Source organism: Pseudomonas sp. FW300-N1A1 (genome assembly GCF_058789115.1).
Genome location: NZ_JBYTBK010000003.1, coordinates 207,396 through 221,023, shown reverse-complemented (window position 1 = coordinate 221,023; position 13,628 = coordinate 207,396). Strand labels below are relative to the sequence as shown.

Sequence of the window (13,628 nt, the reverse complement as noted above, 5' to 3'; positions counted from 1 at the left end):
CCTTTATGAAATTTCTTGCACCGATTGCCCTGCTCGCCCTGTGCAGCGCCATCGTCACGCCCCTGATGGCAACCGAGCAAACGCCGGAACTCACTGGCTGCGCAGCCAAGCGCCAGTCCATCAGCACCCAGATTGAACAGGCCAAGGCCCAGGGTAATGCCGAGCAACTGGCCGGCCTGGAAAAGGCCCTGAGCGAAGTGACCACGCACTGCACCGATGCCTCGCTGAAGAAAGAGCGCGAAAACAAGGTGCTGGACGCCAAGCACGAAGTCAGCCAACGCCAGGCCGACCTCGACAAGGCCATGAAAAAAGGCGATCCGGAGAAGATCAACAAACGCAAAGACAAACTCGCCGAATCCCGCAAGGAACTGCAGCAGGCGCTGGAAGAACTGGACAAGTAATTCGGATCACACGTGCAGGAGCCGGCTTGCCAGCGCCTGCACATCAGCGTGAACCGTCAACCTGCGAAGACTCTGGACTCAGTGATCACGAAACTCTTTATGGCAGGCACTGCAGGCGTCTTCGACTTTCTGCACTGCAGGGCCCAGATTACTGGCCTTGTAGGGCTGCACCTGGCTGGCGATCACCAACTCACCGGTGGCGGCCTCAAGCGCGCGGGCCATGTCCTGGAAGCGCGCCTGCTTTTGCCAGACCTCATCCTTGGCGCTGGTGTGGTCTTCTTCGCGAACCTGTGGGAAATGCTTCCACGGCTCACGGGACAACGCATCGAGCTTCACGGCGCCCTCGGCAAATTTAGGCCCGTCGAACGGGATGCGACCACGCAGCATGCCACCCAGGTCTTCGCCGGTCTTGAGCATTTGCTTGAAGATCGCCTTGCGCTGGCCCAGCGGCGAGTTCGGATCGACACCGCCACAGGCGGACAGCGTCAGGCAGGCCAGCAATACAACAGAAAGTCTTTTGAGAGTCATGGTGGCTCAAGGTCACGGAAATCGGTGGCCAGTATCCTCGCCTCATTCGCAAAGACCAATAGCCCTATTAACAATAAGGGTTGCCCGAGCGCTTGAGCGCTCCGGAATCCGTCACAGGAAGCACCGCATGAACAGCCGTTACAAGGCCTGGCGCAAAAGCCTGCTCTGGACCTTCCCGATGATCGCCCTGTTTGCCGGTTGCAACGGTGGCGATCATACCAAGCCACAAACCCACGCCATCGCCACCTACTCCAGCGCGACCTGGGACGCCTTGCCAGCGGTGTCCGATAACGACCTGCTGGCCGGTTTCGGCTCATGGCGCAGCGCCTGCACCCGCTTGAAAGCCGATCCGGTCTGGGGGGCCACCTGCGCGGCAGCCGCCAACGTGCCGCAAAACGCCGAGGCGATCCGCGCCTTCCTCAAGGAGCACCTGCAGGTCTATGGCCTGCGTTCCTCGGGCGGCAATGCCAATGGCTTGATCACCGGCTACTACGAACCCGTGTACCCAGGCAGCCTGACGCAAACGTCGGTGGCCAATGTGCCGGTTTACGGCATACCGGAGGACATGATCATCGTCTCTCTGGACAGCATTTACCCGGAACTCAAGGGCAAGCGCCTGCGTGGCCGACTGGAAGGGCGAGTACTCAAGCCCTACGACGATGCCGCCACCATCGGCGCCCAAGGCGTCAAGGCGCCAACACTGGCCTGGTTGACCGACCCGATGGACCTGCAGTTCCTGCAGATCCAGGGCTCGGGTCGCATTCAGCTCGAAGATGGCCGCCAACTGCGCATTGCCTATGCCGACCAGAACGGTCATCCGTATCGGCCGATCGGCCGTTGGTTGGTGGATCAGGGCGAGCTGAAAAAAGAAGACGTGACCATGGGTGCCATCAGCGCCTGGGCCAAGGCCCACCCGACACGCATCCCGGAACTGCTGGGCAGCAACCCGAGCTACGTGTTCTTCACCCGCAACCCGGAGAGCAACGAAGGCCCGCGCGGCTCGCTGAATGTGCCGCTGACATCGGGTTACAGCGTGGCGGTGGATCGCAAGGTAATCCCGCTGGGCAGCCTCTTGTGGCTATCCACCACCCGGCCTGACGGCACCCCGCTGGTGCGTCCAGTCGCCGCACAGGATACCGGCGGAGCAATTACCGGCGAAGTGCGAGCCGACCTGTTCTGGGGCACGGGCGATGCAGCCGGGCAACTGGCCGGCGACATGAAACAACAAGGTCAGATCTGGATGCTATGGCCAAAAGGCGTGGCGTTGCCACAGTTGCCGCAAGTAACTGACGCCAAGTAAGTAGCCGCCATCCTGCCGCAGCCTGCGTTCGAAGACACAGGCCGCGGCAGCGACGGCAACAACACCCGCGCGTTACTTTAGATCGATACGAAGAAGAAACTGATGATCAGCCCCATGCCGACAAACCACACCAGCGAACGCAGGATCGCCCAATCCGCCAGGTAGCAAATGATGTACAGCAGGCGACTGGTGATGAACAGCACCGACAGCACGTTGATGGTCACCAGCTCCGCGTTGCCGGCCAGATGAGCGACGATGACCGCGGCGGCAAATGCCGGCGTGACTTCAAAACTGTTGAGCTGGGCCGCGTGAGCCCGTTTGGCGAAGCCGTCCAGGGTTTCCAGGAAGGACCGTGGGTCATGATTGTCCCGAAGCCGGTACCCGCCCCCGACCTTGGCGATGCCAATACACAGGTACGGCAGGAAAATCGCGATCAAAATGCACCACAGAGCAACAGTCATTACGGGTTCCTTTTTTAAGTTTTACGATCATTCGCTCAGAACTTCATCACCAGCATACCCATCAGCACCAGCCCACAGGCCAGCAGCCGTGGCCTGCCAAATGGTTCTTTCAGGTAACGCATGCCGAACAGCACCACCAGGATCACACTGATCTCGCGCAGTGCCGCCGCCTCGGCAATCGACCCCAACTGCATGGCCCACAGCACCAGAGCGTAGCTGAACAGCACACAGAATCCGACCGCCAGCCCCAACCGCCATTGCTCGCGCCAGAACAGCAAGAACGCAGGACGCTTGCGCACCAGCGCCAGCAGCGGGAACGGCCAGGCACTGAGCAGCGTGACCCACACCAGATAATCCAGTGGATGCGACCAGCGCCGCAGGGCCTGGCCATCGATGAAGGTGTAGCAGCCGATGCACAGGCCAATCAACGCCACCACCGGCAGCATCGACCAGGGTAACCGCTCGCCACCACCGCCCTGCCACAGCAGACAGAGCATGCCGAACGGGATCAGCAGAATGCCGAAGATTTGTTGAGTGGTCAGCACTTCACCGGCGAAGATCAGCGTCAGTGCCAGCACCACCAACGGCGACAACCCGCGCATCAACGGGTAGACCAACCCCAGGTCGCCCACCCGGTAGGCCTGGATCAACAAATAGCGATAGAGCAACTCGAACGCCGCCGAGGCCAGGATCCACGGCCAGATCGCCAAGGGTGGCAGGTTCACGAAGGGCAACATCAGCGCGACGAAGAGCATCGCCACGCTGTCCATGCAGGCCACTACCAATAGTCGCTCACCACTGAATTTGATCAGGGTGTTCCAGGCCGCGTGCAACAGCGCCGCCACCAGAACCAGAACCGTCGCCAGCACGTCGCCTCCTTGCTCGATAGAATTGATTCGCCATAGATCAGCAGCTGTTTATACTGCAATCGACCACGCTGCACTCACTTGCGCACATAACTTATTCCAAAAAAATTCCGCTGCTACCCGACTCGACACCGAATCAGGGAGCCGGCATGCGTTTGCCTGATCAGAGCGTCAAGACTAACGACAGAGACCTTGCGCATGCCACTGGCCTTGCTTGCTTTGGCTGTTGCCGCCTTCGGCATCGGCACCACTGAATTCGTCATCATGGGCTTGCTGCCCGATGTCGCCCGCGACCTGGGTGTCAGCATTCCCGACGCCGGGCTGCTGATCACCGGCTATGCCCTGGGCGTGGTGTTCGGTGCACCTATCCTCGCGGTCGGCACCGCCAACATGCCGCGCAAGGCCACACTGCTGGGCATGACGCTGATGTTCATCCTCGGCAACATCCTCTGCGCCCTGGCGCCGAACTACAGCACACTGATGGCGGCCCGGGTGATCACCGCACTGTGTCATGGCGCGTTCTTCGGCATCGGTTCGGTGGTGGCCGCCGGGTTGGTGGCTCCCAACAAGCGGGCCCAGGCGATCGCGATGATGTTCACCGGACTGACCCTGGCCAACGTGCTCGGTGTGCCGCTGGGCACGGCACTGGGGCAATACGCAGGTTGGCGCTCCACCTTCTGGGCGGTCTCGGTGATCGGCGTGATTGCCGCCATCGCCCAATGGCTCTGGTTGCCCAAGGCAATCGCCATGGACAAGGCCAACCTGGCCAGTGAATTCAAAGTGCTGGGCAAGGCCAACGTGCTGCTGGCGCTGGGCATGAGCGTGCTGGCGTCCACCAGCCTGTTCAGCGTGTTCACCTACATCGCGCCGATCCTGCAGGACATCACCGGTGTCAGCCCCCATGGCGTCACCGTCATGCTGTTGTTGTTCGGTGTCGGCCTGACCGCTGGCAGCATGCTCGGCGGACGCCTGGCAGACAGCCGCTTGTTGCCTTCACTGGTGGGCATGGCCCTGGCGGTGGTCGTAGTCCTGGCCGCCTTCAGCCAGACCAGCCACTCGGTCATCCCGGCGGCCATTACCTTGGTGCTGTGGGGGATCTTTGCCTTCGCGCTGTGCCCGATCCTGCAACTGCTGATCATCGACCAGGCCCATGAAGCGCCGAACCTGGGTTCAACCCTGAACCAGAGCGCCTTCAACCTCGGTAACGCGGCAGGCGCCTGGATCGGCGGGCTGGTGGTGGCCAGCGGTGCCAACCTGGCCGACTTGCCGTGGACCGGTGCCCTGGTCAGCGGCTTGACCGTGCTGACGGCGCTGTTCTTTATCTACCTGCAACGTCGCCGTGCTGCGACGGCAACGGTCCCCGGCTGAGCCTTTCGCCGGGTCCATGCAGCGAAGCAAAACCCTGTGGCGAGGGCGCTTGCTCCCTCGCCATAACGACCGCCATCATTCGACCGCGGCGTCATCCTGGAACTGGTCCTTGACGTACTTGATCTCGGTGCGGCCGTGCGGTGCGGGCAGGCCGTCTTCACCCAGGTTGACGAAGACCATCTTCTCCACGGTGAGGATGCTTTTGCGGGTGATCTTGTTGCGCACTTCACACGTCAAGGTGATCGAGGTACGACCGAATTCGGTGGCGGTGATGCCCAGTTCGATGATGTCGCCCTGGCGCGAAGCGCTGACGAAGTTGATTTCGGAAATGTACTTGGTCACTACGCGCTGGTTGCCCAGCTGAACGATGGCATAGATCGCCGCCTCTTCATCGATCCAGCGCAACAGGCTGCCGCCGAACAGTGTGCCGTTGGGGTTGAGGTCTTCGGGTTTTACCCATTTGCGGGTGTGGAAATTCATGCTCGCTCCTGACCGTCTTGCCGATTGATGCCGGTCATCATGGCAGACCGGGCAGTCAGGCTCCATGGGCCTTGGACTATGGTCGCGATAGAGATCTTCATTTGGGCGACAGAAACCCTTTGGAAGATCGGCGGGGCTCGTTATAATCGCCTCCGTTTCAAAACGGTCATCTTCGATTGCTACCGTTTTCCCGCCACCTGTCCGAGGGGCGCTGCAGCAGGTTCGACCTGTCAGGCTCGGATGGGGCGTTGCCTGGCTTTGAGTAGCCAGACTTTAAACGCACAACGGCGCCCATTCGCATACTTACGAATGGAGGCTCTTCATGAGCGCTGTTATCACGCCTGCAGATTTTAACGACTACAAAGTCGCCGACATGTCCCTGGCTGCCTGGGGCCGTCGCGAAACCATCATCGCTGAATCCGAAATGCCAGCCCTGATGGGTCTGCGCAACAAGTATTCCGCCGAGCAACCGCTCAAGGGCGCGAAGATCCTTGGCTGCATCCACATGACCATTCAGACCGCCGTGCTGATCGAAACCCTGGTTGCCCTGGGTGCCGAAGTGCGCTGGTCGTCCTGCAACATTTTCTCGACCCAGGACCAGGCTGCCGCCGCCATCGCCGCTGCCGGCATCCCGGTTTTCGCCTGGAAAGGCGAGACTGAACAAGAGTACGAGTGGTGCCTGGAGCAAACCATCCTGAAGGATGGCGCGCCATGGGACGCCAACATGATCCTCGACGACGGCGGCGACCTGACCGAGCTGCTGCACAAGAAGTACCCGCAGGTTCTGGACCGCGTACACGGCGTGACCGAAGAAACCACCACTGGCGTACACCGCCTGCTGGACATGCTGGCCAAGGGCGAGCTGAAAATCCCGGCCATCAACGTCAACGACTCGGTGACCAAGAGCAAGAACGACAACAAGTACGGCTGCCGTCACAGCCTGAACGACGCCATCAAGCGCGGCACCGACCACCTGCTGTCCGGCAAGCAAGCGCTGGTCATCGGCTACGGTGACGTGGGCAAGGGTTCGGCCCAGTCCCTGCGCCAGGAAGGCATGATCGTCAAGGTCTCCGAAGTCGACCCGATCTGCGCCATGCAAGCCTGCATGGACGGTTTCGAACTGGTTTCGCCGTTCATCGACGGCATCAACACCGGTACCGAAGCGAGCATCGACAAAGCGCTGCTGGGCAAGATCGACCTGATCGTGACCACCACCGGTAACGTCAACGTTTGCGATGCCAACATGCTCAAGGCCCTGAAGAAGCGCGCTGTTGTCTGCAACATCGGCCACTTCGACAACGAAATCGACACCGCTTTCATGCGCAAGAACTGGGCATGGGAAGAAGTGAAGCCACAGGTTCACAAGATCCACCGTACCGGTGCTGGCGATTTCGACCCACAGAACGACGACTACCTGATCCTGCTGGCCGAAGGCCGCCTGGTTAACCTGGGCAACGCCACTGGCCACCCAAGCCGCATCATGGACGGCTCGTTCGCCAACCAGGTACTGGCCCAGATCTTCCTGTTCGGCCAGAAGTACGCCGACCTGTCGCCAGCCCAGAAAGCCGAGCGCCTGACCGTTGAAGTACTGCCGAAGAAACTCGACGAAGAAGTGGCCCTGGAAATGGTCCGCGGCTTCGGTGGCGTGGTCACTCAACTGACCAAGCAACAGGCCGAGTACATCGGCGTGACCGTCGAAGGCCCGTTCAAGCCGCACGCTTATCGCTACTGATAGGCCGGCTCTTCCTGTGTAGGAGCGAGCTCGCTCGCGATGGACGTTAACGATAACGCGTGCTGTCTGGATAAACGCGTTGCCTTGATATTTTTCGCGAGCAAGCTCGCTCCTACAGGGGGCCAGCGTCCGTCTTATGAGTTTCCAAGGGTATTCCCATGTCCCAAGATCGTCGCTACAGCTTCGAGTTCTTCCCGACCAAGACCGATGCTGGGCATGAAAAGCTCATCGCCACTGCCCGTCAGCTGGCCGGCTACAACCCCGACTTTTTCTCCTGCACCTATGGCGCTGGCGGTTCGACCCGTGATCGCACCCTCAACACCGTGCTGCAGCTTGAAAGCGAAGTCAAAATCCCTGCCGCTCCGCACTTGTCCTGCGTGGGTGACAGCAAAGCCGACCTGCGCGGCCTGCTGAGCGAGTACAAGGCTGCCGGCATCAAGCGCATCGTCGCCCTGCGCGGTGACTTGCCTTCGGGCATGGGCATGGCCAGCGGCGAAATGCGCCATGCCAATGACCTGGTTGAATTCATTCGTGAAGAGACCGGCAATCATTTCCACATCGAAGTCGCCGCCTACCCGGAAATGCATCCGCAAGCGCGCAACTTCGAAGACGATCTCACCAACTTCGTGCGCAAGGCCAACGCTGGCGCCGACAGTGCGATCACCCAGTACTTCTTCAACGCCGACAGCTACTTCTACTTCGTCGAGCGTGTACGGGCCATGGGCGTGGACATCCCGATCGTGCCGGGCATCATGCCGATCACCAACTACAGCAAGCTGGCACGCTTCTCCGACGCCTGCGGTGCGGAAATCCCGCGCTGGATCCGCAAGCAACTGGAAGCCTACGGCGACGACACCCAGAGCATTCAGGGTTTCGGTGAACAGGTGATCACGCAAATGTGTGAACGTTTGTTGCAGGGCGGCGCACCAGGGCTGCATTTCTATACCCTGAACCAGGCTGAGCCTAGCCTAGCTGTCTGGAACAACCTGAAGCTGCCGCGCTGACACCGGCATCGTCTTCAGGAACAAGGCTCTGGCGAAAACCAGGGCCTTTTTTTATTTGTCATATCACCAGGGTAAAACGTAGTAGATGTCGATACCTCATCCAGCCCCCACCCCCCAACTGATCTATCTGGTTTACGGGGCAAGCACCTACCACCAGGAAGCGGTCTTCAGCATCGCCAGCGCCTTGGCGGGAATGCGAAAAACGCCGGACGAAGCACTCGACATCCAGGTGTTCACGGATAACCCCGCGCCCTATCGTGACTTGCCGGTGCGTATCCGCGAGCTGGACGAAAGCACCCGTCAACGCTGGATTGCCCCCCACGGCTATCACTTCCGCGCCAAGCATGTGGTCATGCGACAGGTGCTGCGCGAATCAGAACGGGCACTGCTGATCGACACCGACACGTTTTTCCATTGTTCGCCACTGGAGCTGTTCCGGCGCATCGAACCCGGCACGTTGCTGTGCAACACGCTGGGCATGCCGTATGGCGCCAACCGGCAAACCCGGCTTTACCAGACCCTGGCCACGCTGCTGCAACAACGACAACTGGCAGACGACCAGATGCCCTTGCTGAACTCCGGGGTGATCGGGCTTGAGCGTGCGGATGCCGATGTCCTCGATCACTCGATCGCCTTGATGGACGAGTTGTATCCCCTGGCCCAGGGCGCCTATACCCTTGAAGAGTTCTGCCTCTCGGTGGCCGCCTACCGCACCCGGAACGTGCGCGAATGCCCCGACCTGATCCATCATTACTGGAGCCGCAAGGAACTGTTTCGCGCCAAGATCAAGGCCTGGCTGGACAAGCACGAGGCTGACCCGACCAGCGCTTTCGCCCTGGATGAAACCGGCCTGGTGACGGCCACCCTGCCTCGCCCGCCCACATTGCAGCGCCTGGCCTACAAAATCATTACCCTGGCCTTGCCCCGGCAACAGCGCCAATTCATGCGCGAAATCCTCTACGGCTGCTACCGTCACACCAATCCGTTTGATCAGGCATGCACGCCCGTCTGGTGGGAAAAGGCCCGTGACAACCTCGAAAAGCGCTTGAAACGACCGCTTCAGAGCCACCAACTGGAACGCTGGTTCAACCACCCGATCAATCGACTGGTGCTCGGCCAACGAAGAAACGCCATTTACCTACATCTGATGCAGGCAAAAGGCGACTCTGCCTCAGGCTAGCTATTTCACTACCTCTCGTCGTAATCTCAAACGATGCCCGTCATTGCCCAACTGCTGACAGCTGTACTTTTTGTTTGCCTGAGCCTTACCGCCCGGGCGGAAAAATTGCGCATCGTCACCGAGCCCTGGGCACCCTACGTCTACGAAGAAAACGGCCAGGCCCGTGGGCTGGATTATGAAACCACGGCGATTGTCTTCCAGCGCCTGGGCATCGAAGTGCAATGGCAGTTCCTGCCCTGGAAACGCTGCCTGCAAATGCTCGACCAAGGGCTGGCCGACGGTGCGCTGGACATCTTTCACAGCAATGAGCGTGACGCCACGTTGCTCTACCCCAGCGAGCCGCTGTCGCAAGTCGAATTCGTGATGTTCTACGCCAATGCCCGCCCTCACCCCTTCCGCACCCTGGAAGACCTGCGTGGCCTGACCATCGGCACCTCACCCGGCTATCTGTACAGCCAGGACTTTCGCGAGTCGACGCTGTTCACCCGCGAACCGGCGCCGACCCATGAAGCCAATTTCGGCAAGCTGGCGCGCGGGCGCATCGACCTGCTGATCACCGACCGCCGGGTGGGCCAGACCCTGCTCGACAGCCTGAACCTGCGCGATCAGATCAGCGAAAGCCCGACTATTATCAGTCACGAAAGCCAGTATCTGGCCGTACGCCGCAATGCGGGCATGGATCTGCTGGTGCAGCGCTTCGGCGCCGAACTCAAGCGCTTCAAGCGCGAACCGGCCTACGCCCAGCTCAGCGCGCGCTATGGCGCAACACCCGCCCCCGCAACCCAGTTGGCGACGCCGCAAGCGGGCAATGAAAAAACCGTTGAGCAGCAGGAAAGCAGCGCACACTGATTGCTCTGTTATACTCCGGCCTTCCCGCCAGGCTTACGCCCGGACGCTCGGGACTGTTTAAGGCCTCTCGACATCGCTACAGCGCAGCTTTCCAGCCCGCGCGAGCACTCGAAGTTGAGCCTTCAGACCCCAGCAGGACCGGACGCGATTGCGCTTCTCTCAAACGCCACTCGCGCCAGGCAAGACTATCCCATTGGGCCAAGCCCTAACTAAAAACAGGATTACTCATGTCCTTTGCTTCCCTCGGTCTCTCCGAGGCTTTAGTCAGCGCCATCGAAGCCGCCGGCTACACCCAGCCTACTCCGGTGCAACAGCGGGCCATTCCCGCCGTGTTGCAAGGTCGCGACCTGATGGTCGCGGCACAGACAGGCACAGGCAAGACCGGCGGTTTCGCCCTGCCGATTCTGGAACGCCTGTTTCCCAACGGTCACCCGGACAAATCCCAGCGTCACGGCCCGCGCCAACCGCGCGTACTGGTCCTGACCCCGACTCGCGAACTGGCCGCCCAGGTGCATGACAGCTTCAAGCTCTATGCCCGCGACCTCAAGTTCGTCAGCGCCTGCATCTTTGGCGGCGTTGGCATGAACCCGCAGGTTCAGGCCATGGCCCGTGGCGTTGACGTGCTGGTTGCCTGCCCGGGTCGCTTGCTCGACCTGGCCGGCCAAGGCAGCGTCGACCTGTCCCACGTGGAAATCCTGGTACTGGACGAAGCCGACCGCATGCTCGACATGGGCTTTGTCCATGACGTGAAGAAGGTCCTCGCCCGCCTGCCGGCCAAACGCCAGAACCTGCTGTTCTCGGCAACGTTCTCCAAGGACATCACCGACCTTGCCGGCAGGTTGCTGCACAACCCTGAGCGCATCGAAGTCACGCCGCCGAACACCACGGTCGAGCGCATCGAGCAACGGGTCTTCCGCTTGCCTGCCAGCCACAAGCGTTCGCTGCTGGCGCACCTGATTACCGCGGGCGCCTGGGAACAGGTACTGGTCTTCACCCGCACCAAGCACGGCGCCAACCGCCTGGCCGAGTACCTGGACAAGCACGGCCTGAGCGCCGTGGCGATCCACGGCAACAAGAGCCAGAATGCCCGTACCAAAGCCCTGGCTGACTTCAAGGCCGGCGAAGTGCGCATCCTGGTGGCCACCGACATCGCCGCACGCGGCCTGGACATCGACCAGTTGCCACACGTGGTCAACTTCGAACTGCCGAACGTCGACGAAGACTACGTGCACCGTATCGGCCGTACCGGCCGTGCCGGTCGTTCGGGCGAGGCCATCTCGCTGGTAGCACCGGACGAAGAAAAACTGCTGAAAAGCATCGAGCGCATGACCAAGCAGAAAATCGCCGATGGCGACCTGATGGGTTTTGACGCCAGTACCGTAGAAGCGGAAAAACCTGAAGTACGCGAGCGTCCGGATGTGCGTAACCCGCGCAACCCACGTGGCCCTCGCGGCGACGGTCCGAACGGCGGTGGTGGCGGTCGCAAGGACAAGGGCAAGGACAAGGGCGGCAAGGAAAAACCGGCCGCCACCCGTGGCGAGCGCCCTGCGCAGAAGCCGCGCGAAGGCACTCCAGCCCGTGAACAGCAGCGCCCCGCTCCACGCGCCGCCGCTGATCGCGCACCGGACGAGTTCCTTGACGACGATATCGACAACTTCGGTAACCGTGTCGACTACGTGCCTCAGCAACCGAAAAACCAGGGCCGTGGACGTCGTCCGGGCGCTCCGGCACAAGGTGCAGGCGCAGCCGCAGGTGCTCCGCGTACGGGTCAACCGCAAGGCCGTCAGAACGGTCCACGCAACAGCAGCGGCGGCACCACCGGTACTCCGCCGGCCAAACGCAGCGGCCCGCGTAGCGGCGCCCCTCGTGACGGCCAGGCCCGCCGCGAAGACTCGCGCACTCGTCGTCCGGCCCGTGACGACCAGCCGCGCCAGGAACCGGCGGTACAAAACCCGCGCGGCGGCCCGGCGCCGAAGATCATTCACAAGGAGTCCAAGAGCGATCGCTTCCCGACACCTGAGCAGCTCGATCAACTGCCAAGCCGTCCACGCGGCGAAAAACCTGCGTTGCTGACCCGCAACCGCTGATTTTTCAAGCACCATGAAAAACGCCCCGGATCTTGCGATCCGGGGCGTTTTTTTTGTAGCCGCGAAAATTACTTCGCTTTCACGCCTTCAAACGTGATGTACAACTCGACCGCGTCGGAAGCTGGGCCCAGATTCTTCTGCTTGCCGAAATCGCTACGCTTGATGTGGGTGGTACCTTCGAAGCCCGCGCGGTAGCCGCCCCATGGATCCTTGCCTTCGCCCAGAAAGGTGGCCTTGACCACCACCGGCTTGGTCACGCCCAGCAGGGTCAGGTCGCCTGTCACGTCAGCGGTTTCCTTGCCATCCGCGTTCTTGCCGGTGGACTTGACGCTGGTGGAGACGAACTTGGCATCAGCAAACTGGCCCGCATCCAGGAAGTCTTTGCTGGTGATGTGCTTGTCACGCTCGGCATGGTTGGTGAACACACTGCCAGTGCGTACGTTGACTTCGATCTTGCTGTCTTCCGGCTTGGCCGCGTCGAAGCTGAACTTGCCATCCAGGTCCTTGAAGGTACCGGTGATGTAGCTGTAACCCAGGTGGCTGATCTTGAAATCAACGAAGGCGTGCTGGCCTTCCTTGTCGATCACATAGTCCGCGGCCATCACCTGACCTGCCGACAATACTGCAGTACCAATTGCCAGAGCGGCGAGAGTCTTTTTCAACATGCTTTCTATTCCTTGGAGTCGAGGTTGAACATCAGGCTTTGCGACCCAGCATTCGGGTCAGCGTCACATCACGATCGATAAAGTGGTGCTTCAATGCAGCCAGTGCATGGAGGCCGGAAAAAACAACCAGCGCCCAGGCCAGATAAAAATGAATCACACCCGCTATGTCTGCCTGGTCCGGTAGACCGGAAATCAAGGCAGGGACTTCGAACAGGCCAAACACCGGAATCCCGACACCGTCTGCGGTGGAAATCAGGTAGCCGGTAATCATCACGCCGAACAGGCCCAGGTATAGAAACCCGTGACCCAGCTTGGCGCCGAGGCGAGTCATGCGGTCGTAGCTGGCCAGAGTCGGCGGTGGCGGGCTGAGAAAGCGCCAGAGCCCCCGCAATACCATGACCGCGAAGAGCACCAGACCGATGCTTTTGTGCAAGTCGGGCGCGTCTTTGCGCCAGGTGCTGTAGTAATCCAGCCCGACCATCCACAAGCCCAGCGCAAATAGACCGACAACGACCAGCACTACGCTCCAGTGCAGGAAAATACTGACCCAACCATATCGGGAAGAAGAGTTACGTAGCTGCATTGCCCAAATCCTGTAAAAAACTGCGACCAAGACTATCGAGTTATCTATCGATTTAAAGCCGAAAATTTCGCTTTGAAATATCGAGAAAAACGATCAAGAGCCTGCAACAGGATGGTTAAGGAAA

At 60.6% G+C, this 13,628-nt stretch carries 14 protein-coding genes and 1 riboswitch; of the genes, 8 read left to right on the top strand and 6 right to left on the bottom strand.

Annotated elements, in window-relative coordinates:
• Window positions 1-5: 5 nt before the first annotated feature.
• On the top strand, window positions 6-401 hold the full coding sequence (locus tag AC3WQN_RS04650) for a DUF1090 domain-containing protein (protein WP_103398843.1): 396 nt from the start codon (window positions 6-8) through the stop codon (window positions 399-401).
• A gap of 78 nt (window positions 402-479) precedes the next feature.
• Here AC3WQN_RS04650 and AC3WQN_RS04645 read toward each other — a convergent pair whose 3' ends face one another.
• Complete coding sequence (locus tag AC3WQN_RS04645; RefSeq protein WP_103398842.1) at window positions 480-929, bottom strand: c-type cytochrome; 450 nt, start codon at window positions 927-929, stop codon at window positions 480-482.
• A 127-nt stretch (window positions 930-1,056) separates the two neighbouring features.
• Here AC3WQN_RS04645 and mltA point away from each other — a divergent pair, with 127 nt between their 5' ends.
• On the top strand, window positions 1,057-2,229 hold the full coding sequence (gene mltA / locus AC3WQN_RS04640) for a murein transglycosylase A (RefSeq protein ID WP_103398841.1): 1,173 nt from the start codon (window positions 1,057-1,059) through the stop codon (window positions 2,227-2,229).
• Window positions 2,230-2,306: 77 nt separating this feature from the next.
• On the opposite strand, the gene AC3WQN_RS04635 is transcribed toward mltA, so the two are convergent.
• Together AC3WQN_RS04635 and AC3WQN_RS04630 are read right to left on the bottom strand one after the other, a co-directional pair.
• Window positions 2,307-2,690, bottom strand: a complete 384-nt coding sequence (locus AC3WQN_RS04635; protein ID WP_103398840.1) for an MAPEG family protein — start codon at window positions 2,688-2,690, stop codon at window positions 2,307-2,309.
• Window positions 2,691-2,725: 35 nt separating this feature from the next.
• On the bottom strand, window positions 2,726-3,559 hold the full coding sequence (locus tag AC3WQN_RS04630; RefSeq protein WP_103398839.1) for an EamA family transporter: 834 nt from the start codon (window positions 3,557-3,559) through the stop codon (window positions 2,726-2,728).
• A 195-nt stretch (window positions 3,560-3,754) separates the two neighbouring features.
• Between AC3WQN_RS04630 and AC3WQN_RS04625 the strand changes: the two genes are divergently transcribed.
• Window positions 3,755-4,924: an MFS transporter gene (locus AC3WQN_RS04625; protein ID WP_103398838.1), complete on the top strand. Its 1,170-nt coding sequence runs from the start codon at window positions 3,755-3,757 to the stop codon at window positions 4,922-4,924.
• Between the two features lie 75 nt (window positions 4,925-4,999).
• On the opposite strand, the gene AC3WQN_RS04620 is transcribed toward AC3WQN_RS04625, so the two are convergent.
• Window positions 5,000-5,404 carry an acyl-CoA thioesterase gene (locus AC3WQN_RS04620; protein ID WP_020295316.1) on the bottom strand — a complete coding sequence of 135 codons (405 nt, stop codon included), beginning with the start codon at window positions 5,402-5,404 and terminating at the stop codon, window positions 5,000-5,002.
• A gap of 197 nt (window positions 5,405-5,601) precedes the next feature.
• A riboswitch (S-adenosyl-L-homocysteine riboswitch) is annotated at window positions 5,602-5,704 on the top strand.
• Between the two features lie 22 nt (window positions 5,705-5,726).
• On the opposite strand from AC3WQN_RS04620, the gene ahcY reads away from it, so the two are divergent.
• The 5 genes from ahcY to rhlE2 all read left to right on the top strand — a co-directional run bounded on the left by ahcY (window position 5,727) and on the right by rhlE2 (window position 12,256).
• Entirely contained in the window at window positions 5,727-7,136 is a 1,410-nt protein-coding gene (ahcY, locus tag AC3WQN_RS04615; RefSeq protein ID WP_103398837.1) for an adenosylhomocysteinase, read from the top strand.
• 158 nt (window positions 7,137-7,294) lie between these two features.
• The gene (metF, locus tag AC3WQN_RS04610; RefSeq protein WP_095081480.1) at window positions 7,295-8,140 is read left to right on the top strand and encodes a methylenetetrahydrofolate reductase [NAD(P)H]; all 846 of its coding nucleotides are present in this window, start codon (window positions 7,295-7,297) and stop codon (window positions 8,138-8,140) included.
• Between the two features lie 85 nt (window positions 8,141-8,225).
• Complete coding sequence (locus tag AC3WQN_RS04605; protein ID WP_103398836.1) at window positions 8,226-9,320, top strand: hypothetical protein; 1,095 nt, start codon at window positions 8,226-8,228, stop codon at window positions 9,318-9,320.
• Window positions 9,321-9,353: 33 nt separating this feature from the next.
• Window positions 9,354-10,169: a substrate-binding periplasmic protein gene (locus AC3WQN_RS04600; protein WP_103398835.1), complete on the top strand. Its 816-nt coding sequence runs from the start codon at window positions 9,354-9,356 to the stop codon at window positions 10,167-10,169.
• Between the two features lie 227 nt (window positions 10,170-10,396).
• On the top strand, window positions 10,397-12,256 hold the full coding sequence (gene rhlE2, locus AC3WQN_RS04595; protein ID WP_103398834.1) for an RNA helicase RhlE2: 1,860 nt from the start codon (window positions 10,397-10,399) through the stop codon (window positions 12,254-12,256).
• Window positions 12,257-12,324: 68 nt separating this feature from the next.
• On the opposite strand, the gene AC3WQN_RS04590 is transcribed toward rhlE2, so the two are convergent.
• Window positions 12,325-12,921: a YceI family protein gene (locus AC3WQN_RS04590; RefSeq protein ID WP_103398833.1), complete on the bottom strand. Its 597-nt coding sequence runs from the start codon at window positions 12,919-12,921 to the stop codon at window positions 12,325-12,327.
• Window positions 12,922-12,952: 31 nt separating this feature from the next.
• Complete coding sequence (locus tag AC3WQN_RS04585; protein WP_103398832.1) at window positions 12,953-13,504, bottom strand: cytochrome b; 552 nt, start codon at window positions 13,502-13,504, stop codon at window positions 12,953-12,955.
• Window positions 13,505-13,628 lie beyond the last annotated feature (124 nt).